The 20025-nt window shown below is 71.9% G+C and carries 24 protein-coding genes and 1 pseudogene; 15 read left to right on the plus strand and 10 right to left on the minus strand.

Annotated features, from left to right (window positions below):
* Positions 1–6 precede the first annotated feature (6 nt).
* Together kdpF and DRB96_RS45975 are read right to left on the minus strand one after the other, a co-directional pair.
* Positions 7–96 (minus strand): K(+)-transporting ATPase subunit F, encoded by a 90-nt coding sequence (kdpF, locus tag DRB96_RS22720; RefSeq protein WP_112450117.1) that lies wholly within the window; start codon positions 94–96, stop codon positions 7–9.
* A complete protein-coding gene (locus DRB96_RS45975; protein ID WP_275432009.1) occupies positions 93–215 on the minus strand; it encodes a hypothetical protein in 123 nt (40 codons plus the stop codon). The genes kdpF and DRB96_RS45975 overlap by 4 nt, the downstream gene beginning before the upstream one ends.
* 295 nt (positions 216–510) lie before the next feature.
* On the opposite strand from DRB96_RS45975, the gene DRB96_RS46320 reads away from it, so the two are divergent.
* From DRB96_RS46320 to pucL, 3 genes are all read left to right on the plus strand, one after another.
* Positions 511–801 carry an SDR family oxidoreductase gene (locus DRB96_RS46320; protein ID WP_343234702.1) on the plus strand — a complete coding sequence of 97 codons (291 nt, stop codon included), beginning with the start codon at positions 511–513 and terminating at the stop codon, positions 799–801.
* A gap of 93 nt (positions 802–894) precedes the next feature.
* Complete coding sequence (locus DRB96_RS22730) at positions 895–2256, plus strand: aspartate aminotransferase family protein (protein ID WP_112450119.1); 1362 nt, start codon at positions 895–897, stop codon at positions 2254–2256.
* Between the two features lie 257 nt (positions 2257–2513).
* A complete protein-coding gene (gene pucL, locus DRB96_RS22735; protein WP_112450120.1) occupies positions 2514–3458 on the plus strand; it encodes a factor-independent urate hydroxylase in 945 nt (314 codons plus the stop codon).
* A gap of 63 nt (positions 3459–3521) precedes the next feature.
* Here the strand turns inward: pucL and DRB96_RS22740 are convergent, their stop codons facing one another.
* Positions 3522–3959 carry a histidine phosphatase family protein gene (locus DRB96_RS22740; protein WP_239516217.1) on the minus strand — a complete coding sequence of 146 codons (438 nt, stop codon included), beginning with the start codon at positions 3957–3959 and terminating at the stop codon, positions 3522–3524.
* A 211-nt stretch (positions 3960–4170) separates the two neighbouring features.
* Here DRB96_RS22740 and DRB96_RS22745 point away from each other — a divergent pair, with 211 nt between their 5' ends.
* The 4 genes from DRB96_RS22745 to DRB96_RS22760 all read left to right on the plus strand — a co-directional run bounded on the left by DRB96_RS22745 (position 4171) and on the right by DRB96_RS22760 (position 7161).
* Positions 4171–4389 carry a CbtB-domain containing protein gene (locus tag DRB96_RS22745; protein ID WP_112450122.1) on the plus strand — a complete coding sequence of 73 codons (219 nt, stop codon included), beginning with the start codon at positions 4171–4173 and terminating at the stop codon, positions 4387–4389.
* Positions 4390–4420: 31 nt separating this feature from the next.
* Positions 4421–5173, plus strand: a complete 753-nt coding sequence (locus DRB96_RS22750) for a CbtA family protein (RefSeq protein WP_112450123.1) — start codon at positions 4421–4423, stop codon at positions 5171–5173.
* A gap of 47 nt (positions 5174–5220) precedes the next feature.
* Positions 5221–5520, plus strand: coding sequence for a hypothetical protein (locus DRB96_RS22755; protein ID WP_239516216.1), 300 nt, complete (start codon positions 5221–5223; stop codon positions 5518–5520).
* Between the two features lie 132 nt (positions 5521–5652).
* Positions 5653–7161: an alpha/beta hydrolase gene (locus DRB96_RS22760; protein WP_112450124.1), complete on the plus strand. Its 1509-nt coding sequence runs from the start codon at positions 5653–5655 to the stop codon at positions 7159–7161.
* Between the two features lie 4 nt (positions 7162–7165).
* Here the strand turns inward: DRB96_RS22760 and DRB96_RS22765 are convergent, their stop codons facing one another.
* Positions 7166–7384 carry a hypothetical protein gene (locus DRB96_RS22765; protein ID WP_112453648.1) on the minus strand — a complete coding sequence of 73 codons (219 nt, stop codon included), beginning with the start codon at positions 7382–7384 and terminating at the stop codon, positions 7166–7168.
* A gap of 148 nt (positions 7385–7532) precedes the next feature.
* On the opposite strand from DRB96_RS22765, the gene DRB96_RS22770 reads away from it, so the two are divergent.
* Positions 7533–8864: a WD40 repeat domain-containing protein gene (locus DRB96_RS22770; RefSeq protein ID WP_162688638.1), complete on the plus strand. Its 1332-nt coding sequence runs from the start codon at positions 7533–7535 to the stop codon at positions 8862–8864.
* A 28-nt stretch (positions 8865–8892) separates the two neighbouring features.
* Here DRB96_RS22770 and DRB96_RS22775 read toward each other — a convergent pair whose 3' ends face one another.
* Positions 8893–9282, minus strand: coding sequence for a MazG nucleotide pyrophosphohydrolase domain-containing protein (locus DRB96_RS22775; RefSeq protein WP_112450126.1), 390 nt, complete (start codon positions 9280–9282; stop codon positions 8893–8895).
* 196 nt (positions 9283–9478) lie between these two features.
* Here DRB96_RS22775 and DRB96_RS22780 point away from each other — a divergent pair, with 196 nt between their 5' ends.
* Positions 9479–9808 carry a hypothetical protein gene (locus DRB96_RS22780; RefSeq protein ID WP_204357795.1) on the plus strand — a complete coding sequence of 110 codons (330 nt, stop codon included), beginning with the start codon at positions 9479–9481 and terminating at the stop codon, positions 9806–9808.
* A 26-nt stretch (positions 9809–9834) separates the two neighbouring features.
* Here the strand turns inward: DRB96_RS22780 and DRB96_RS22785 are convergent, their stop codons facing one another.
* From DRB96_RS22785 to DRB96_RS22795, 3 genes and pseudogenes are all read right to left on the minus strand, one after another.
* The gene (locus tag DRB96_RS22785) at positions 9835–10710 is read right to left on the minus strand and encodes a universal stress protein (protein ID WP_343234562.1); all 876 of its coding nucleotides are present in this window, start codon (positions 10708–10710) and stop codon (positions 9835–9837) included.
* Between the two features lie 98 nt (positions 10711–10808).
* A pseudogene (locus DRB96_RS22790) lies at positions 10809–10982 on the minus strand (DUF4389 domain-containing protein); the annotation flags it as partial.
* Between the two features lie 275 nt (positions 10983–11257).
* Positions 11258–11881, minus strand: coding sequence for a CBS domain-containing protein (locus DRB96_RS22795; RefSeq protein WP_112450128.1), 624 nt, complete (start codon positions 11879–11881; stop codon positions 11258–11260).
* 271 nt (positions 11882–12152) lie between these two features.
* On the opposite strand from DRB96_RS22795, the gene DRB96_RS22800 reads away from it, so the two are divergent.
* From DRB96_RS22800 to DRB96_RS22820, 5 genes are all read left to right on the plus strand, one after another.
* Complete coding sequence (locus tag DRB96_RS22800) at positions 12153–13058, plus strand: universal stress protein (protein ID WP_112450129.1); 906 nt, start codon at positions 12153–12155, stop codon at positions 13056–13058.
* The gene (locus tag DRB96_RS22805; protein WP_112450130.1) at positions 13058–13924 is read left to right on the plus strand and encodes a universal stress protein; all 867 of its coding nucleotides are present in this window, start codon (positions 13058–13060) and stop codon (positions 13922–13924) included. The genes DRB96_RS22800 and DRB96_RS22805 overlap by 1 nt, the downstream gene beginning before the upstream one ends.
* Complete coding sequence (locus tag DRB96_RS22810; RefSeq protein ID WP_112450131.1) at positions 13924–16536, plus strand: cation-translocating P-type ATPase; 2613 nt, start codon at positions 13924–13926, stop codon at positions 16534–16536. The genes DRB96_RS22805 and DRB96_RS22810 overlap by 1 nt, the downstream gene beginning before the upstream one ends.
* A gap of 637 nt (positions 16537–17173) precedes the next feature.
* Complete coding sequence (locus DRB96_RS22815) at positions 17174–17581, plus strand: YidB family protein (protein WP_275432082.1); 408 nt, start codon at positions 17174–17176, stop codon at positions 17579–17581.
* Between the two features lie 199 nt (positions 17582–17780).
* Positions 17781–18404, plus strand: coding sequence for a GPP34 family phosphoprotein (locus tag DRB96_RS22820; RefSeq protein WP_112450133.1), 624 nt, complete (start codon positions 17781–17783; stop codon positions 18402–18404).
* 86 nt (positions 18405–18490) lie between these two features.
* On the opposite strand, the gene DRB96_RS22825 is transcribed toward DRB96_RS22820, so the two are convergent.
* Together DRB96_RS22825 and DRB96_RS43875 are read right to left on the minus strand one after the other, a co-directional pair.
* Entirely contained in the window at positions 18491–18880 is a 390-nt protein-coding gene (locus tag DRB96_RS22825) for an ATP-binding protein (protein ID WP_112450134.1), read from the minus strand.
* A 175-nt stretch (positions 18881–19055) separates the two neighbouring features.
* A complete protein-coding gene (locus DRB96_RS43875; RefSeq protein ID WP_204357796.1) occupies positions 19056–19229 on the minus strand; it encodes a hypothetical protein in 174 nt (57 codons plus the stop codon).
* 146 nt (positions 19230–19375) lie between these two features.
* Here DRB96_RS43875 and DRB96_RS22830 point away from each other — a divergent pair, with 146 nt between their 5' ends.
* Complete coding sequence (locus DRB96_RS22830) at positions 19376–19549, plus strand: CsbD family protein (protein WP_112453649.1); 174 nt, start codon at positions 19376–19378, stop codon at positions 19547–19549.
* The last annotated feature ends 476 nt before the right edge of the window (positions 19550–20025 follow it).

Consider the following 20025-nt stretch of genomic DNA (forward strand, 5'->3'; position numbering starts at 1 on the left):
CGGGGCTCAGAACCTCTCCGGGAACACAAGGGCGAGGACGAGGTAACCCAGCAGTCCGAGGGCGACCAGCAGGCCGATGACGTTTTCGGCGTTCACAGCTTGGCCACCCCCTTGGCGACGAGGACCACCAGTGCGAAGACCGCGATCGTGACGAAGACGAAGGCCAGATCGGCCATCGTGACTCCCGGAGGATTCGGAGGGTGTTTTTCGGACACCTCTGAGTGGAACCCCTCTTCGAGGCCTCACGGGCTCCCTTGACGGGGCCCATACGCCGGGTGGCGCGGCCTTGACGGGTTCCTAACGCGCGATTCGGCGCCGGCATCGCCCGCCGGCGTCGCCCGCCGGCTGGCCGGGGCCGGCATCCGCGTCGTACTGAACTCCGCGCGCAGCGAGGGCGCGGGCAAGGCCCTCGCCGCCGAGCTCCCGGACGCCGTCTACGTACGCGGCGACGTCGCGGACGCGGACGACGCGCGGCGCATCGTCCGGACCGCGATCGACACCTACGGCTCGATCCCGTACGCCGTCAGCAAGGCCGCGGTCAACCGCATGACGCGGCTCCTGGCCTCCCAGCTCGGCCCCGCCGTCCGGGTGAACGCCATCGCGCCCGGCCTCATCGACACCCCCTGGTACGAGGGCGAGGACCAGGTCTGGGAGAGCTCGCGCGAGTGGATCACCGAGAACACCCCGCTGCGCCGCGTGGGCACCCCGGACGACGTGGCCGAGGCCGCGCTCCACCTGGTGAACGCCGCCTACACGACCGGCGACGTCCTCACCGTCGACGGCGGCCGACACGTGGTCTGACCGCCCGGCCGGGCCCGGCACCCCAGTCCCGCCCCAGCCCCGCCCCAGCCCCGCCCCAGCCGGTTCCACATCGTGGACAACTACCCTCGGAATATGAACGCAGAAGCCGATGCCCGCGCCGCCGCCAAGGCGGCAGTGAAAGAAGCCGACCGCAAGCACGTCTTCCACTCCTGGTCCGCCCAGGAGCTCATCGACCCGCTCGCCGTCGCCGGCGCCGAAGGCTCGTACTTCTGGGACTACGACGGCAACCGCTTCCTCGACTTCTCCAGCGCCCTCGTCTACACGAACATCGGCTACCAGCACCCCAAGGTCGCCGCGGCCATCGCCGAGCAGGCCGCGAAGCTCTGCACCGTCGCCCCCGGCTTCGCCGTCGACGTCCGCTCCGAGGCCGCCCGCCTCATCGCCGAGCGCACCCCGGGCGACCTCGACAAGGTCTTCTTCACCAACGCGGGCGCCGAGGCCGTCGAGAACGCCGTCCGCATGGCCCGGCTGCACACCGGCCGGACCAAGGTGCTCTCGGCCTACCGCTCGTACCACGGCGCCACCTCCACCGCGATCAACCTCACGGGCGACGCGCGCCGCTTCGGCAACGACTCCGCCACGGCCGGCGTCGTCCACTTCTGGGGGCCGTTCGCCTACCGCTCGCCCTTCTACGCGGCCACCCCCGCCGAGGAGTGCGAGCGCGCCCTGCGCCACCTCGAGGACACCATCGTCTTCGAGGGCCCGCAGTCCGTCGCCGCGATCATCCTGGAGACCGTGGGCGGCGCCCCGGGCGTGCTCGTGCACCCCGACGGCTACCTGGCCGGCGTCCGCGAGCTCTGCGACCGCTTCGGGATCGTCTTCATCCTCGACGAGATCATGGTCGGCTTCGGGCGCACCGGCACGTGGTTCGCCTCCGAGCACTGGGACGTCACCCCCGACCTCATCTGCTTCGCCAAGGGCATCACCAGCGGGTACGTCCCCCTCGGCGGCGTCGCCATCTCGGCCGCCATCGCCGAGACCTTCGCCCGCCGCCCCTACCCGGGCGGGCTGACGTACTCCGGGCACGTGCTGGCCTGCGCCGCCGCCGTCGCCACGGTCAACGTGATGGAGGAGGAGGGCATCGTCGAGCAGTCCGCCCGCACCGGCGCCGAGCTGCTCGGCCCGGGCCTGCGCGCCCTCGCCGAGCGCCACCCGTCGGTCGGCGAGGTCCGGGGGCTCGGCACCTTCTGGGCCCTGGAGCTCGTCCGCAGCAAGGAGACCCGCGAACCGCTGGTCCCGTACAACGCGGCGGGCGCCGACAACGCGCCGATGGCGGAGCTCGGGGCGGCCCTGAAGAAGAGCGGCATGTGGCCGCTGCTCGCCGGGAACCGCGTCCACGTCGCGCCGCCCTGCAACATCGCTGCCGAGGACGTCGCCAAGGGCCTGGCGATCCTCGACGAAGCCCTGACAGTGGCCGACGCGCACACGGTCTGACCTGCGCAGATCGTACGGTTGCCCAAATCGTGGGTGCCTGTTCTCGGAGGTTCCGCTCCCTTACGAACAGCATGTGAACGTGCTGGAATCAGCAGGCACCTACGGACCGGGATGCACGTCAGTCCCGGGGCGGTCCACATGATGATCCACGCGTGTGGCCGAACGGCGGGGGGCGGGCTGCGCGTCCGCCGGACGCCGGGCGTACGGGATCCGGACAACCGGACTCCGTGTTCCCGAGGACCGAAGGAAGACAGCGCATGAGCAAGCACATCCTCGCCCAGAACCAGTACGGCAAGGCCGAGAACCGCATCGTCAAGGTCACCCGCAAGGGCACCGGGGGCACCTCCCAGACGGAGTCTGGGGGAGGATCCTGGCACGAGATCCGCGACCTGAACGTGTCGGTCGCCCTGCGCGGTGAGTTCCGCGACGTCCACCTCACCGGCGACAACGCCAACTGCCTGCCCACCGACACCACCAAGAACACGGTGTACGCCTTCGGCAAGGAGCACGGCATCGCCTCCCCGGAGGCCTTCGGCATCCTGCTCGCCAAGCACTTCGTCTCCTCCCAGCAGCCGATCCGCGAGGCGCAGATCCGCATCGAGGAGTACGCCTGGGAGCGGATCCCGGTCCCGACGCGCAAGGAGCAGCACTCCTTCTCGCTCAAGGGCACCGAGGTGCGCACCGCGCAGATCACGTACAGCGAGACGACCGGCCTGCAGGTCATCTCGGGTCTGAAGGACCTGACCGTGATGAACTCGACCAACTCCGAGTTCCACGGGTTCATCAAGGACAAGTACACGACGCTGCAGGAGGCGTACGACCGCATCCTGGCGACCAAGGTCACCTCGCGCTGGGCGCACTCGGCGCTCGCCGCCGACGACCCGGAGTACGACTGGGACCAGTCGTACAAGAAGGTCCGCAAGCACATGCTGGAAGCTTTCGCGGAGACCTACTCCTACTCGCTGCAGCAGACCCTGAACCAGATGGCCGAGCGCGTGCTCGACAACTGCCCCAAGGTCAACGAGGTGCGCCTCAACCTCCCCAACAAGCACCACTTCCTCGTCGACCTGGAGCCCTTCGGCCTCAAGAACGACAACGAGGTCTACTTCGCGGCGGACCGGATGTACGGCCTGATCGAGGGCACCGTCCACCGCGACGGCGTGCAGCCGGTCATCGCGACGTCCGACTGGATCGCCGCCTGATCCCCCTCCCGCTCTGACACCCGGCCCGGCCCGCGCCACCACGCGGCCCGGGCCGCGGTGCCACTAGCGGTCCTGCCCGGTCGTGTCGGGAGCCCCGAGCAGGAGGTTCCAGCGGCCCGAGCGCCCCGTCAGGACCGTCACCGACTCCGGGCGCGCGTCGAGCCGCCAGAAGGCCGCCGCGGGCAGCTCCAGCGCCCACACCACGGCCGCCCGTACGACGCCCTGCCCGACCACCGCCCGGTGCGTCCCCGGGGCCAGCCCGGCCAGGTGCAGGCCGACCCGTGCGATCAGCGCGTCCACCGACTCCCCGCCGCCGGGCGGCGCGTACGAGGTGTCGCCCGTCCACCGCCCCAGCGCGGCCGGGTCCTCGGCCGCCACCTCGTCGAGGGTCCGCCCCGTCCAGGAGCCGTGATCCTGCCCACGCAGCCCCTCGTGCCCCGGGCACGGATCCCGGTCCGGGAACCGGTGCGGGCGCTCCGCCCCGCCCAGCGGAGGTCTCACGAGCCGGACTCGAACAACCGTCCTCTTCATAAGGGCAGCGTAAGCGCGGTACGGTCACGGACGACAAGACGACGGCAGACGGAAGAACCGGTGAGAGTCCGGCACGGTCGCGCCACTGTGAAACCTCCCGGAGGGGGAGGCGAGTCAGACCCGCCACCGTCGTCGCGAGCACCAATGACCGGGACGCGTGTTCCCCCTGGAGGTTCCTGCCATGGCCCACTCCGCCGTGCCCACGACTGCCGCCCCCCTGGCCGTCGCCCCCATCTCCCTCTCCGCACTGGCCCCTTGGGCGCTGTTCGTCGGCGTCCTGATGATGGTCCTGCTCTACCTCGTCGGCGCCGAGCAGGGCGCCACCGCGATCTTCGAAGGCGACACCATCCACGAGTGGATGCACGACGGCCGCCACCTCCTCGGCTTCCCCTGCCACTGATCTCCATCCTCAGCAAGGGAAGAACCGAACCATGAACCCCATCTCCCCCCGCGTGCTCCTCGTCCGGGGCATGCTCGCCGGCCTGCTGGCCGGAGTCGCCGCCTTCCTCGTCGCGTACGTCCTCGGTGAATCCAAGGTGGACGCGGCGATCGCCATCGAGGAGGCCGGCGCCCACGACCACGGCGGCGGCGAGGCCGCCCCGGTCAGCCGGGCCCTCCAGGCAACGGCCGGCCTCGGCACCGGAACCCTGCTCTACGGGATCGCGCTCGGCGGCATCGCCGCGCTCGTCTTCTGCTACGCGGTCGGCCGCATCGGGCGCTTCGGCCCCCGGGCCACGGCGGCGCTGGTCGCCGGCGGTCTGTTCGTCACCGTCGGCCTGGTGCCGTTCTTCAAGTACCCCGCGAACCCGCCGGCCGTCGGAGACCCCGAGACGACCGTCCAGCGGACCACCCTCTACGTCCTGATGATCGCGCTCAGCGTGCTGCTCGCCCTGGGCGCGCTGATCCTGGGCAGGCGCCTGGCGCCGGCCCTGGGCAACTGGAACGCCTCGGTCACCGCCTCCCTCGCCTTCGTGGTGGCGGTCGGCATCGCCTACGCGTCGCTGCCCGGCATCAACGAGGTGCCGGGGGACTTCCCGGCCGCGCTCGTCTGGCAGTTCCGGCTCGCCTCGCTGGCCATCCAGGCCGCGATGTGGACCACTTTCGGCCTGACTTTCGGATTTCTTGCCGAACGGGCCCTTGTCCCGACCGCCGCACCCAAGGAGTCTGTACAGCCTGCGAGTTGAGTGCTCGAGCAGGTGACTGAAGGGCCGGTGGCGGCACAATGGCGACGGTGATCCGGGAGTACCGGGAGTACCCGGGGCACCGGGAGTCCTCGTACCCGCACAGGCTGCGGGAACTGCGGGAGTGGCGCGGCTGGACGGGCGCCGCCCCGTTCTGGCTCAACTCGCTCCTGCTGCTCCCGGCCCCCTTCACCTCCGTCACCCTGCTCGCGCAGTTCGGCATCATCGGCACTCTGGCCGCCGTCGGCGGCCTGGCCCGCCACCTCTGGTCGGGTGACTACGGCCATCCGGCCATCCACACCGCCGCCGCACTCATGGGTGCGGCGGCCGTGGTGTTCGTGGTGGTGTAACCGGGGCCGTGCGACCGGGGCCGTGCGGTCGGCTGAGGGGCCGGCCGGCGGCGGCGTGGTGGGGCTGGCCCCCCTGCGAGCCGTCCCGGCTGCCGGATGGAGCGGCCGCGGCTGCCCAACCATCCTCGTTCCATGACCACTTACCGCCGCAAGGCCGCACTCCTCACCCTCTGCGCCACCTCCGTCGCCGCCGCCCTGACGGGTACCGCGCAGGCCTCACCGGCGTCCGCGAGCCCCTCCCCGCCGGCCCTGGTGTGGGCGGACTGCACGCACACCGGGCACCTGGCCGGCCAGCAGTGCGCGAAGCTGTCCGTCCCCCTCGACTACGCCGATCCGGGCGGCCCGCAGGTCTCCCTCGCCGTGTCCAGGCTACCCAGCACCCGCCCGGCCGCCCGCCGCGGCACGCTCGCGGTGATCCCCGGCGGGCCCGGCGGCTCCGGCGTGCAGCGGCTGTCGCAGAAGGGCGCCGCACTGGACCGGGAGATGGCGGGGGCCTACGACCTCGTCGCGCTCGACCCGCGCGGGGTGGGCGGCAGCGTGACCGCCCGGTGCGCCACCGACGCCGCCGACCGGCACCTGGTGACCCTGCGCTCCTGGGCCGCTCCCGACGGCGGGATCGAGGAGAACACCGCCCGCTCCCGCCGGGTGGCCGAGGCCTGCGCCGCGAACGGCGGCCCGGAGCTGCGCAGCTTCACCACGGCCAACCAGGTGCGCGACCTCGACCGGTTCCGCGAGGCGCTCGGCGAGCGCAAACTGTCGGCCTGGGGCGTCTCCTACGGGGCGTACGTGGGCGCCGTGTACGCGCAGAAGTTCCCGCGGCGCACCGACCGCGTGGTGCTGGACAGCAGCGGGGACCCCGATCCGGAGCGGGTCGCCCGGGGCTGGCTCGCGAACATGGCGCAGGGCGCCGAGGACCGCTTCCCCGACTTCGCCGCCTGGGCGGCGGACCCGGCGCGGGAAGCCGAGGGGCTGCGCCTGGCCGCGCACCCGGACGACGTACGCCCGCTGTTCCTGTCCCTCGCGGCCCGGCTGGACGGCGAGCCGCGGCCCTCGGACGTGCCGGGGGTCCCGCTGACCGGCAACGTGCTGCGCCAGGCCCTGCAGAACTCCCTCTACGGCGACGCCCTCTTCCCCGCCTTCGCCCGCCTCGTCCGCTCGGCCCAGGACCCGGCCGCCGTACCGGTGCTGCCCAAGGAGCTCGCCGGACCGCTGCCGGACACGGACGCCTCGCTGATGGTCGGGGTCATCTGCAACGACGCGGCCTGGCCGAAGGACCCGGCCCGGTACGCGAGCGCGGTCGCGGCGGACCGCGTCGCGCACCCCCTGACGGCCGGCATGCCGGTGAACATCACCCCGTGCGCCTTCTGGAAGGACGCCCCGGCGGAACGCCCGACCCGCATCACCGGCCGGGGGCCGTCGAACATCCTGATGGTCCAGAACCTCCGCGACCCGGCGACCCCGTACTCCGGGGCCCTGGAGATGCGTGCCGCCCTCGGCCCGCGGGCCCGCCTGCTCACCGTCGACCACGGCGGACACGGCGTCTACCTCGGCAACGGCAACGCCTGCGCCGACCGCACGGTCACCACGTACCTCACGACGGGCCGCCGCCCGGCCCGCGACACCGCGTGCGCGGACGGCTGAGCGGTCACTGGAGGAGCGAGTGCAGGGCCGATACGCAGGCCCCGGCGGCGGCCAGCCCGGCCAGGGCCCCCGCCGCCGGGCCGCCGCCGGCCAGGACGGCGAGCCCGCCGGTGGTCGCGCCGAGCACCGCCGAGGAGAGCAGGATGAGCGCGGTGCGCACGGTCATGAACGGGCCGGGCGGAGGGGGGACCTGGGGTTCCCGGGACTGCTGGGAGTGCGTCATGGGTCCCATGGCAGCAGAGGCGGGGCCTGTTGACCTGCACCGCACGAACGAAGTCGTAACCGGGCCGAACTTCATTGAAGTTCGGTTCCGAGCCTGGTCAACTCCCCTAATCTGGGCGCCGAAAGCGGCGAACGGCGGAGGGTCCAGCGTGTCGAACGCAACCGAATTCCAGGCGGGCCTCGACCAGTTCGCGGAGCAGTTGCGGCGGTTGAAGGAGGAGCGCGGGAACCCCGTCCTGAAGAAGATCGTCACGCGTGCGGACGGCCTGAAGGGCGCCACGCCGCTGTCGACGGCGGCCCTCAGCGAGGCGTTCAGCGGCAAGCGGCTCCAGCGGATGGACAGCCTGATGTCCCTGGTGCACACCCTGCTGTCCTACGACGAGGACGGCAGACAGCTGGCCGTCGACCGCAGGGCCCCCGAGATGGAGGCGTGGCGCACGCGCTGGCGCACCCTCGACCAGCTGCGCACGCAGGGCAGACGGACCGGCGCGGCCGCCCCCGCGGAGCCCCTGGGAAGCCCCGTGAGCCCGCTGGCGGTCCGAGCCCTCGCCGACGTCCTGGACCGGGGCCACGTCGTACCCCTGCCCCCTTTCGAGGGCCCCGTCGACTCGTACGACGCCTTGGCCTTCTCGCCGGACGGGCGCTACCTGGCTCTGGGCGGCAGCGACGGCGCGGTGTACCTGCGGGATCCCGCCACGGGGGAGGAGGCGGCCGGGCCCCTCGTCGGGCACCAGGACATCGTCCGGGACCTCGCCTTCTCCGGCGACGGGCGGTGGCTCGCGTCGGTGGCGGAGGACGAGACGGTCTGGCTGTGGGACCTGACCTACCGCCATCCCGTCGGGGGACGCCTCCCCGACGGGTCCGGGGCCCGCGACGTGGTGGCGGTCTCCCCGGACGGGAAGACCGTGGCCGCGGGCGGGCCCAAGGGGCTCGTCCACCTGTGGGACACCGCCAGCCGGGACGGGGTCAGGTCGCTGGAGACCGAATTCAGGTCGGAGGCGCTGGAGTTCTCGCCCGACGGAGCCCTGCTGGCGGCGAGCGGTTCCAGGGGAGCGCTGCGGCTGTGGTCCACGGCCACCTGGGAGATTGCCGGGGACACGATCCTCAATGGATGCTACGACCTGGCCTTCTCGCCCGACGGCACGGTGCTCGCCGCAGCCGGCTCCCCCGGAACCGTGGAGCTGTGGGACCCGCTCGACGTGCGCTCCGGAAGCCCCGTCCGCAAGGTCGCGTCCACGTCCGCGGAAGCGGTGTACGCCGTGGCGTTCTCGCCCGACGGGCGGCTCGTGGCCGGCGGGGGCCGGGACGGCAGCGTACGCGTGTGGCACGCGGCCGACGGCCTGCCGCTCACCGACCCCCTGGAGACGCCGCACAACGAGATCTACTCCGTCGCCGTCTCCCCGGACGGCGGCCTGCTGGCCGCGGTCGGCGACACCGACCTCGTCCAGGTGTGGATCCTGCCCCACGGACAACCGGGCTGATGCCGGCTGACACCGGGCTGACGCCCGGCTACGCCTGCCCGCGCAGCACTTCGGCCACGTTCGGCGGCCGGTACGACGCCCCCTTGAGGACCTTGCCGTCCGCCCGGAGCTCGGGGCGGCCGTCCGGGCCGAGCTTGGACATGTTGGCGCGGTGGACCTCGGCGAGGACCGCGTCGAGGTCGATGCCGTGCACCAGCGCGGTCCCGTACGCGATGTAGACCACGTCGGCCAGCTCGTGCGCGATGTCCGCGAGGCGGCCGGCCGCGCTCGCCTCGGCGACCTCGGCGACCTCCTCCTCCAGGAGTACCTGGCGGTGTGCGGCCAGCTCCGGCGCCACGGTGGCCGGATGGGCTCCGACGCCGAGGCCGAAGGCCCGGTGGAACTCCCGGACCATGTCCTGGGGAACGGGTGCGGTCATGCGGATCTGCCCTCTTTCACGGGGTCGGGGGATCGGGAGGTCACGGGGTCTCGGGGCCGCGGGGCCGCGGGGCAACAGCGGCTCCCGGAGCGGCTCTCCCGTCCCAGGGACAACCGGCCGGGTCGCCCACCCGTGATTGCCCGCGCGCCCCACAGATATTCGCGGCCGACCAGACGATCACCCGCTCGGCAGAAGAATGCCCGGTCGGCACAAGTGCAACGTCGCCCGCCCCGGCTCGCGCGAGGCCGCGAACAAGCCGGCTTCCCAGCGGCCCACACGGGTGGGCCTGCGGGCTGGCGGGCACCCCGGGGACCCGACCGGTCAGGGAACCCCACCGCACCACGCGTACGTCATCGCGACGACCGCCACCTTCGCCGGCTTCATCACCTACCAGGTCGGCACGGTGGTGGCCGCCCGCACCGACCACGCGTCACTGCACGCCATCGCGGTCTTTCCCGTCCTGGCCTCGGACACCGAGGAACTGCGCCGCCTGAGGCGGCGCACCCGTATGCCCGCGCACACCTGACATGAGCAGGGGGAACACCGGTGCGTTCACTCGTGGGCGATCACGGCGACGGGTGCGGCGGCGTGGTGCAGGACCGCGTGCGCGATCGCCCCGATGTGGGTGCCGTAGGCGGACCGTCGGATGCGCCTGCCGACCACGACGAGCGCGGCACCTTGTGAGGCGTCCACGAGCTGGATCCCGGACTGGCCGATGCGCACCTCGGGGGTGACCGCCACCGAGGGGTACTTCTCGCCCCAGGGGCCGATCATCTCGTCCATGGCCGTGGCGAGCCCCTGACCGATCTCCTCCTGGACACCGGGATCGAGACCGGGGCCGTAGCCGACGACCGGCGGCGGTGCCCATGCGTGGAGCACCCGCAGGGTGCACCCACGTCGTGCTGCCTCGTCGAAGGCGAAGGAGAGGAGCGCGTCACAAGGGCGCCCGATGTCCACTCCCGCCACGATCGGGCCGTCGGTACCGGAACCCTCGGCCGGCGTCGCTCCGTCGTGCGGCGCCCTGACGAGAACAACCGGCTGATCGGCCGCGGCGATGGCACCGGCGCCGATGGAGCCGAGCATGAATCCGGCGATGCTGCCGAGCCCTCGGGAACCCAGCACCAGAATGTCCGAAGAGGCGGCCGCATGGGCCAGGGCCGTGGCCGGGATTCCCGACAGCCGGCGGGAGGTGATCTCCAGATCCGGGTACAGCCGCTTGATGTCCTCGGAGGCCTCGCGCAGCAGTCGCTCCGCCCACTGGCGCTGGATCTCGGTGGTCGCGACGGCGAGAGGGGGGCGCTCCAGCCACTCCTCCACGTGGACCAGGGCCAGAGGCACCCCTCGGAGGTGGGCTTCGTGCGCGGCCCATCGGGCCGCCGCGACACTTTCGCGCGAGCCGTCGAGGCCGGCGGTCACAAGGTTGGCCATGGAGCCCATCTCCCTCAGTTGACGTGTGAGTTCCATGCTCCGCCCCGGCCACCGCTTCCAAGAGGGGCCGAGGGGCCCGTTGTGGAGCCGACCGGCCCTTACGGGGCGACGTCCGGGGTGAGCGGCGGCCCTTCACCGCCCAGGTCGAGTCGGAAGGGCGGGTACTCGTCCGTCATGAGCGCCGCGTAGGCGATGACGCGCAGCACCCAGCGGTTGAGCCCGACCACCAGGTCGAACAGGTCGCGCGGGTACGTTCCGGTGAAGGCGAGTACGGCGACCGGCGCGGCCGTGTGGTGGAGGACGGCGTGGGCGACCGGGCCGAGGTGCGTGCCCGTGGGCGAGCGGCGGATGCGGGCGTCCGATGACGACGAGGTCCGCGCCCGTGGTGGCCTGGACGAGCTCCCGTCCCGCTGATCCGATGAACGTCTTCTCCTCGAGCCGTACGTCGGGGAACTTCAGCCGCCACGGCATGAGCATGTCGTCGAGCATCTGGGCGACGGTGCGGTCGACCTCGCGTCGCGTGCGACCGACGGATTGAGGACGGGCGTCACCAGGTGATGGGTTGCGCTCCGCGCTCCGGCGGGATCAGACGGGAGTCGTCCATGCGGGCGGTGAGCTCGTCCACCACGGCGACGACACCGTCCAGTCGTGCGGTGAGGCGCAGGGCGAGGGGGATCTGGCTCTGCCGTTCCAGCCGGCCTCGGAGGGTCACGACACCGTCCAGGACGTGCACGTCCACCGCCCTGGTGGGCGCCCCGATGCTGTCGGACAGCACGTCGTCGCTCACGTGCCGCCGTATCTCGGCATCGGGGCGCAGGAAGACGCGCAGGAGATCGCGCCGGGTGACGATGCCGATGAGACGCTCTTCCTCGTCGATGACCGGAAGGCGTTCCACGCCCCGTCGTGTCATGAGCTGTCCGGCCTCGGAGACGCTCTCCTGCGCGCGGACCGTGACAGCGGGAGCCGACATGATGTCCGCGGCCGTCCGGGCCGTTCGGGCGAGCAGGTCGCTCTCGGAGACGACGCCGACCACACGGTCGTCCTCGTCCACGACGGGCAGTCCGGTGATGTCGTAGTCGGCGAGGAGCTTGACGATCTCCCTGAACGTCGCCGAACGATCCACCGCGATGACCTCGGCCGTCATCACCTCGCCGACCTGGGTGTGCTTCACGAGCGGACCTCCTGTACGTCGTCATGCGGGGGCGCAGAGGGCTGGCGCGCACCACCCGTACCAGCCACCATCCGCCCCGCCGGCTTCCCTTTCGAGGGCCGAATGGTCCTGCACGAGGGCCGACCGGGTCCGTCCACGGGGGCCTACGCCGGTTCCGGGAGCGAGGAGGGACCAGTCGGCCCTCGTCCTGGCCTCTATGGCCCTCGCCGTCCACACGTCCGCGATGCCAGCGTGAGAGGAGAAGCACGATGGCCCTCGATCGGGAGAAACCATGGAAGGCAGCATCACCGCCGGTCCGGAACTCGGGACGGTCATCGTCGGCGTCGACGGGTCGGATCCCGCACGCGGGGCAGCCCTGTGGGCCGCGGCCGAAGCCGCACGTCGGGGGAAGACCCTGCACATCGTCCACGCCGCCGACACGGACAGCAGAGCCTTCTACGCATCGGTGGAAACCATCGAACGGGTCCGCGCAGCGGGCCGCGAACTACTCGATGACACCGCCGCGGCCGTAGCGGATCTCCATCCCGACCTGCACGTCACCACGGAATTCAGCCGCAGCGCCGCCGTACCCACCCTCCGCCGGGCCGCCGGCCTCCACGGCACCGTCGTCGTCGGCAACCGCGGTCTCGGCGGGTTCACCTCGCTGATGCTCGGCTCCGTCGGACTCAAGGCAGCCGCCAGTGCCACCACCCCCTTCGCCGTGGTGCGGGGTACGGACCCGAGAGTCGAGACGGGCAGCGTTCTGGCCGGCGTCCGCGACGAACACGACCTCGACTGCGTCAGGTACGCCGCGTGCGAAGCAGAGCTGCGCAAGGCGTCGCTGTGGCTGCTGCACGTCTGGAACCCGCTGCAGTCCGTGGGCAACGTCGTGAGCATCCTCGACGACGTCGAGGAGATCAGCGTCCGGCACGCACAGCGTCTGACGGCCATGGCCGGCCTGATCCGCGAGGAGTTCCCGGATCTGACCGTGCACGCCGACCTGGAGAAGAGCTTCTCGGTGGCCGGTGTACTGGCCGAGGCCTCGCAGCACGCGGACCTGCTGGTCGTCGGCGGGAGGCGCTCGCCGGGCTACATCGGCCGCACGCTGGGGCACGCGAACCACAGCCTTCTGCACCACGCGCGGTGTCCCGTGCTGCTCATCCCGCGGCACGGCAACGACCAGGGGAGCGAGTCGTGATGACGAACATGACAGGCCGTGAGATCGTCGTCGGCATCGACCCGGTCAGGGACTGGCACATGGCCCTGGCCTGGGCCGCCGACGAGGCGCACCGCCGGGCGCTCGGACTGGGTCTCGCACTGGCGGTGCCACCGCAACACGACACCCAGCACGCCGACGGGAGCACGCACCGCATCGACCTGCGCCGGACCGGATCGGAAACCCTCGAAGCAGCCGCCGCGTGGACGCGGTCGCGTCACCCGAAACTCGAACTGTCCACCCACCTGCTCGACGGGTTCCCGGCTCCCGTTCTCGGCCGGCTTTCCCTGAAGGCCCCCATGGTGGTGCTCGGCTCGCGACACCTCAGCCGCACCGAGGAGTTCCTCAGCGCCGGTTCCCTGGTGGTGCCCGTGGTCGCGCAGGCGCACTGCCCGGTCGTGGTCGTCGGCGATGCGGAGCACGTCAGCCAACTGTCGCCGTACATGGTGGCCGCGGTCGACGGCAGCGAGTCGTCGAAGGCGGCGCTGGCCGTGGCCTTCGAGGAAGCGAGCGTACGCGGATGCGCCCTGCGGGCGATCTCGGTGTGGCACCAGCCCCTGCTCTCGTTCCAGAACAAGAACGCCGGTCTCCAGGCGCAGCGCCGCATGCTGTCCGAGACCGTCGCCGGCTGGTCGGAGAAGTACCCGGACGTCGCGCTCACCCACGAAGTGCTCGCAGGCCACCCGGTCGAGGAGCTGGCGAAGGCAGCCGAACACGCTCTGGCCCTGGTCCTGGGCCGCCGCGGGAACGGGGGTTACACCGGCATGCGCCTCGGCTCCGTCGTCCACGGACTGCTGCACCGGGCACACTGCCCGGTCATCACGGTCCCCGTCTCGCAAGGGACCTGATGTCCGCGCCCGCGGCACGCCAGGCACCCGCCACCCCACGGAAGCCCACCGGACTCAGCGAACGGGAGGCCGAGCGCCGCCTGGCCGAGCACGGCCGCAACGAAATCGCCGCCCAGTCGGCCACACCCCTGTACGCGCGGGTCCTGGCGCAGCTCAAAGACCCCCTGATCATGGTCCTGATCGGCGCGATCCTGCTCACGATCGCCATCGGCGACCACGCCGACTCCATCGTCATCGGCCTGGTGATCCTCTTCAACACCACCGTCGGCGTGACCCAGGAGATCCGCGCCGACAACGCGGTGGCCGCCCTCTCGGCCATGTCGGCCCCGGGAGCACGCGTACTGAGGGAGGGCGCGCCGCGCGAGGTCCCGGCCACCGACGTCGTACCCGGTGACGTGCTCCTCCTCGGCGAAGGCGACATCGTCGCCGCCGACGCCGAACTCACCGAGGCATCGGCCCTCCTCGTCGACGAGTCCATGCTCACCGGCGAGTCCGTCGCGGTGGACAAGGATCCGGGTACGACCCTGAGCGCCGGAACCGTCGTCGTACGGGGGAGAGGCGTGGCCACCGTTGCGGCGACCGGCGCGGCCAGCGCACTCGGCCGTATCGCCGCCCTCCTCGAAGGCGGACGGGAGCCGACCCCGCTGCAACACCGCCTCGCCTCCCTCGGACGGATCCTTGCCGCCGCCACCCTCGGACTCTGCCTGGTCGTCTTCGCACTCGGCCTCCTGCAAGGCCTGCCCGTCGGGATCATGGCAGTGACCGCCATCAGCCTGGCGGTCGCCGCGGTACCGGAATCCCTGCCCGCCGTCGTCACCCTCGCCCTCGCCCTCGGCGCCCGCCGCATGGCCACGCGGCACGCGCTCGTACGCCGCCTCCCCGCCGTGGAGACGCTCGGTTCCGTATCGGTCCTCGCCACGGACAAGACCGGCACCCTCACCGAAGGGCGCATGGTGGTCCAGCAGGTCTGGATGCCCCATGCCACGGCCGACCTCTCCGGCGTCGGCTACGAGCCGGAAGGCGACGTCCTGATCGCCGGCCTGCGCCCGACGCCCGCGGAAATGGATCCGCTACGCGAACTGCTGACCACGGCGGCGCTCTGCAACGACGCCTCGATCCACCCGCCGACGGGACCCGTCCCGCCCGACGACCGCTGGACCCCCATGGGCGATCCCACCGAGGCGGCCCTCCTGACGGCCGCGGCCAAGGCGGGCTGTGCCGGTCAGGCCGACCTCCACGAAAGCCACCCGCGCGCGGACGAAGCTCCCTTCGACAGCCTGCGCAAACGCATGACCACCCTGCACACCACGCCCGAGGACCGGGTGCTCGTCTGCCTGAAGGGCGCGCCCGAAGCGATCCTCGACCCCGCAGTCCTCGCCGACCCCACGGACCTGCTCCACACGGCGGAACAGCAGGCCGCGCTGCTGGCCGCACATGGCTTCCGCGTCCTCGCCGTCGCTTCCGGTACGCGGGACGACGTCCCCCACCACCCCGCCGACGCCGAGTCCGGCCTCCACCTGCTCGGCCTGGTCGCCATCAGCGACCCGCCCAAAACGGAGGCCGCAGCCACGATCGCCGCCTGCCGGGCCGCCGGCATCACCCCCATCCTCATCACCGGCGACCACCCCGCCACCGCGCGCGCCGTGGCAACCCAGGTCGGCCTGCTGTCCGCCGGCAGCTCGCACGAGAATGTGGTCACCGGTGCGGACCTCGCCGCCGGCCGGGTCGCGGACCTCACCACCGTCCGCGTATTCGCGCGCACGACTCCGCAGCAGAAGCTGGACATCGTGGAAGCCTGGCGCTCCCACGGCGCCGTCACCGCGATGACCGGCGACGGCGTCAACGACGGACCCGCCCTGCGCCAGGCCGACATCGGCGTCGCGATGGGCGCGCGCGGCACGGAGGTCGCGCGGCAGGCCGCCGACCTCGTGCTCACCAACGACGAACTGTCAACCGTCGTCGCGGCGGTCGAGGAAGGCCGTCGCGTCTACGACAACATCCGGCGCTTCCTCGTGTACGGCCTGGCCGGCGGAACGGCCGAGATCCTCGTCATGCTCACCGGCCCCCTCATCGGCCTCCCCCTGCCCCTGCGGGCCGGACAGATCCTCTGGATCAACCTCCTCACCCACGGCCTCACCGGTGTCGCCATGGGCGCCGAACCCGTCTCACCGGGCGCCATGAACAGACCTCCCCGCCCGCCCGGACAGCACATCCTCGGCGCCGGCGCCTGGCAGCGACTCCTCCTGCTCGCCACCGCCGTCACCGCCTCCTGCCTGGCAGCCGCCCTCACCGCACGCGCCTGGGAACTGCCGTGGCAGAGCGTGCTCTTCCTCGCCCTGCTCGCCGGCCAGCTCGGAGTGGTACTGGGCCTGCGAGCCCGCCTGCTGACCAAGGAGAACCTCTTCCTCCCCCTCGCGGTCCTCGCCTCCGCACTCCTCGCGGCAGCCGCGCTCTACCTCCCCGCACTCCGGTCGATCCTGGAGACCGAACCCCTCGACGCGACCGGCATCGGACTGGCGGCAGCCACAGCCCTGATCGGATTCGTCGCAGCCCGCTTCGTACGGACGGCGTTCCACGCGCAGCCACGGGCGACGGCCATCTCCCACGGCTGAGGCGAAACGGCCTTGGCCGGGTGATGCCGCCTTGATGGCCATCCGTGCTCCGCCGCGTCCTCGGCCGTTCCCGGGAACCGAGCGGGGGCAGCGGCGGGGCGAACGGGCTCGCTCCAGGGGTGCGGTTCTCTGGGCAACCCGCTTGGCCGGGAGCGCTGTTCCTCCGTACCCCACCGCTGCCCACTTCGCCGCCCCGTGCCCGTGGCGGGTGCGGGGCAGTAGGAGCGCTCTCGGGCCGTCAGGCGGGGGCGAGTCACAGATCGGGGCCGAAGCCCTGGAAGTTGATGACCGCGGGGGCCGCGCCCTGGGTGATCGGTGCTCGCCCACCGCCCGCAGGAAGGGGAGCGGCCCGCAGAGGTAGGCCGTGGTGCCGGGGTGCCCTCGACGAAGAGGTCGCGGCTACGGAGGCGATGCGCAACTGGAGGCGAGAGCGCCGCGGCCCATTCCGTGCGATGGGCTCGAAGTCTTCGTTCGTGCGCGGTGCGTGGCTGTGTCCGGAGCGAGGGTCCTTCCAGCCTGACCTGTTCACGCCCTGTCGTGCGTCGATCTCAGTCGGTAGCGTCGCCGGTCCAAGATCATTCACTTTGAGGGAGTTCGATGAGCGCGAACACAGTGACCCCCTGTACTGGGACAGCTGCTGACGGCCCTGGCGGGGGCGCCGGGGACGGCAGGCAAGTTCGAGTCCTGGACCGGCAGGGGCCCCAATGAGCCGCTGACCGCGGAAGAGGTGGCCGCGGCGGCTCCCGCCGGCATGCTTTCGGCGCTGGCCGAGCTGGCCCGGGTGAGCGAAGCGGAAGAGGCGGCCTCCCTCGCCGAGGAGATCTCTGCCCTGGTGGACGCCATCCCGGCCGAGACCATCGAGGTGTTCCGGGCGGCGGCGCGGATCGAGGACCTCACCCCGGCAGAGGAATCGGCGGCCGAGCAGATCGTGGCGGAGGCCCGCGCCCTGGCGGCCGCCCTGCCGCAGAGCCGCTCCTGGCTCGGCTCCGGCCCCAACGAACCCCTCGCCGAGGAACAGGTGGGGCCTTGGGGCAAGGCCCGATGACGCTGATGGTTCTTGTCTCCGGTCGGTCGGCGTGACGTCGGTTGCACGGGGAAGGCGGTTGGCCATGGGCCGGGCGAATGTCGCCCGACCCATGGTTCTCCCGTGGTGGCAGGGGAACGAGGGAGTCCTCGCGGGCGTTGGTGCGAGGGTAGGAGCGGTATCGGGGGATCCGATTTCCGAAGCTTTCGAGGGAGCGCTCATGAGCACGGCGAAGGACTTGTTCATCATCGCCATGGACGAACGGCCCGGGGCTGGTGTCGGGCAGGGCGACTTGTCGCTCGCGCTCGCGGGCGCCGAACTGATCGATCTCCTCGCCGTACAGGCCGCTTCTCTGGACGGCGACTCCATCGTGCCAGGCGGGCCGTATGAGCCGCATGACGAGCTCGTGGCCGAGGCCTCGTCGGCGCTCATCCGGCAGACGCCCTACGAAGGGGTCGAAGACTGGTTGTGGCGCCGCGGCCGGGATCTGTCCACGACCTACCAGGCCACCCTCGAAGAGGCCGGCCAGCTGACTCGGGGACGGCGCGCCCTGCTGCCCTTCGGAAACGACCGCCTGGAAGTCGCCGAGACACCCGCTCGGCGCCGGGCCCGCAGCCGGTGGGAGGCGGGTGAGCCCACCCTCATCGCCCTCGCCGCGGTCGTGGGCATTGAGGCCGCCCGCTCCGAGGACGGAGGCGAGCGCGCGAACGAGCCGGTCGTCGAGGACGAAGCGGTGACCACCGTGCTGGCGATCGTCAACGACGCGGTGACGGAGCTGGAAGCCGTAAGACAGCGGCGTTCCATCGAGAACGCGGCCTTCGCCAATGTCTGGCGTGTCCCGTAGGCATATACGCCGCCTGGTGCCCTCCAGAGCCGTCCGATGTGACCGAGCCCTGGCGGGAGAAGTTCGCGTACGGCGGCGCCGTGGTGCTACCGGTCGAGGAGGGCGCTGACGGTCTTGCCGCCGGTCGGGTGGCGGGTGACGGCCGTAGCCCGGGCGAGGTGGTTGACCATGGGCCAGCCGAATCCTCCGGCGCCACCGTTCAGGTCAGGGCTGCGCATGCGCGGGGCCCGCGGACCGTCGTCGTGGACGGCGACCTCGACGGCGCCAGGGTGCGCGGTCAGGTCCAAGGTGCAGGTGCCGCCGCCGTGCCGCAGTGCGTTCGTGACGAGCTCTGAGACGACCAGGACCACGGTGTCGGCTGCTTCGGCCGCGATCACCGGCAGGAGGTCGTGCAGGAAGTGGCGGGTGGTCTCGCGTGCGCCGGCGACCGATGCCGTGGCGCAGGTGGGTGCGACGGTGATGCTCATCGTGCTCATCGGGTCTCCCAGGTCGCTGGTTGTCGCTGCGCGTCCCGTGGGCGCTCAGTGGGTTTCCCCGGACCGCGGGGACCAGGCCGGCGCTGACAGCGCTGCGCCCTGGTCCCTCGTTGGGGGCGGCTGTTGACCGGCACCGGGGTCGAGGGCGCTCGCCGGAGCGGCCGTACCGGAGCTGCTACTGGTGGGGTACGTGGTTCAGCCGCGGGGTGCGGGTACGGCGATGGGCTGCCGGGCCCCGGCGCCGCCGGCCGGGTAAGGGGTTGCGTCGTGCGGGGACGCTGGGGGCCAGGGCGAGGAGGGCGATGACCGCGAGGGCCGCGGCGATGAGGGTCACGGTGATGAGGGTCATGTTCCTGCCTTCCGTCGGGTTCTGACTGCCTGTAGCTACTTGGTGTTACCGAATCCCGGGCGGCTAAACACGGTGGGTGATGTTTGAGTGGCGGAGGCGGGGCATACGCCATGACGTAACGCTTTCTACCGCTTGGAGTGATGACCATGTCCGGTGACGAGAAGACTCAGGCCAAGGTCGAGCAGGCCAAGGGCAAGGCCAAGGAGACCGCCGGCCGCCTCGTGGGCAACGAGCGCCTGACCGCGGAAGGCCGCGCCGAGCAGGCCAAGGGCGACGCCCGCCAGGCCAAGGAAAAGATCAAGGACGTCTTCAAGGACTGACCACACACCGCGGTGTTCAAGGGGGCAGGCCCGGACCAGGGCCTGCCCCCTTTCCGTTTTCGCGCGACCACAGGGGTGCTGCCTCCGACCGGTTGCGTGCTGCGCCGCTCCCGAGAGCCGGACCGCCGAAAACCACCTCACCGGCCCTGACCGTCGGTGAAAAGGGGTCTCCAGCTGTATCCGGGCGGCGGCCGGGCGGGGCGGTGACATCGGCGGATTCGCAGGCTGTCGCCGCCGGACACAGGTCACGGCCCGAAGGCGCACTGCGTGGCCTGGTCTCTGCTCTTGCCGGTGTCCGACGGGGGGCGCCAGAGCCGGATGAGTGGTGCGATCCTCGGCGGCGTAAGCGGGGGGCGCCGCCGCGTCGGGCTCCTGCACCGGCGGTGCTCGGCACGTCGTGTCCCTCCGGCCCGCGGGTGCCCGGCCGCCGAGTACAGCTCGTGCCAGCCCTCGGCGGGCTTGAACCCGGTCCGTTA

The sequence above is a fragment of the Streptomyces sp. ICC1 genome (genome assembly GCF_003287935.1).
Classification (GTDB): Bacteria; Actinomycetota; Actinomycetes; order Streptomycetales; family Streptomycetaceae; genus Streptomyces; species Streptomyces tritrimontium.

Bases quoted from the DNA above. Each gene is read 5' to 3' on its own strand.
- DRB96_RS22730 (WP_112450119.1), top strand. From the start codon at position 895: ATGAACGCAGAAGCCGATGCCCGCGCCGCCGCCAAGGCGGCAGTGAAA.
- pucL (WP_112450120.1), top strand. From the start codon at position 2,514: ATGAGCAAGCACATCCTCGCCCAGAACCAGTACGGCAAGGCCGAGAAC.
- DRB96_RS22745 (WP_112450122.1), top strand. From the start codon at position 4,171: ATGGCCCACTCCGCCGTGCCCACGACTGCCGCCCCCCTGGCCGTCGCC.
- DRB96_RS22750 (WP_112450123.1), top strand. From the start codon at position 4,421: ATGAACCCCATCTCCCCCCGCGTGCTCCTCGTCCGGGGCATGCTCGCC.
- DRB96_RS22760 (WP_112450124.1), top strand. From the start codon at position 5,653: ATGACCACTTACCGCCGCAAGGCCGCACTCCTCACCCTCTGCGCCACC.
- DRB96_RS22765 (WP_112453648.1), bottom strand. From the start codon at position 7,384: ATGACGCACTCCCAGCAGTCCCGGGAACCCCAGGTCCCCCCTCCGCCC.
- DRB96_RS22775 (WP_112450126.1), bottom strand. From the start codon at position 9,282: ATGACCGCACCCGTTCCCCAGGACATGGTCCGGGAGTTCCACCGGGCC.
- DRB96_RS22780 (WP_204357795.1), top strand. From the start codon at position 9,479: ATGCCCGGTCGGCACAAGTGCAACGTCGCCCGCCCCGGCTCGCGCGAG.
- DRB96_RS22785 (WP_343234562.1), bottom strand. From the start codon at position 10,710: ATGGCCAACCTTGTGACCGCCGGCCTCGACGGCTCGCGCGAAAGTGTC.
- DRB96_RS22800 (WP_112450129.1), top strand. From the start codon at position 12,153: ATGGAAGGCAGCATCACCGCCGGTCCGGAACTCGGGACGGTCATCGTC.
- DRB96_RS22805 (WP_112450130.1), top strand. From the start codon at position 13,058: ATGACGAACATGACAGGCCGTGAGATCGTCGTCGGCATCGACCCGGTC.
- DRB96_RS22810 (WP_112450131.1), top strand. From the start codon at position 13,924: ATGTCCGCGCCCGCGGCACGCCAGGCACCCGCCACCCCACGGAAGCCC.
- DRB96_RS22820 (WP_112450133.1), top strand. From the start codon at position 17,781: ATGAGCACGGCGAAGGACTTGTTCATCATCGCCATGGACGAACGGCCC.
- DRB96_RS22825 (WP_112450134.1), bottom strand. From the start codon at position 18,880: ATGAGCACGATGAGCATCACCGTCGCACCCACCTGCGCCACGGCATCG.
- DRB96_RS43875 (WP_204357796.1), bottom strand. From the start codon at position 19,229: ATGACCCTCATCACCGTGACCCTCATCGCCGCGGCCCTCGCGGTCATC.
- DRB96_RS22830 (WP_112453649.1), top strand. From the start codon at position 19,376: ATGTCCGGTGACGAGAAGACTCAGGCCAAGGTCGAGCAGGCCAAGGGC.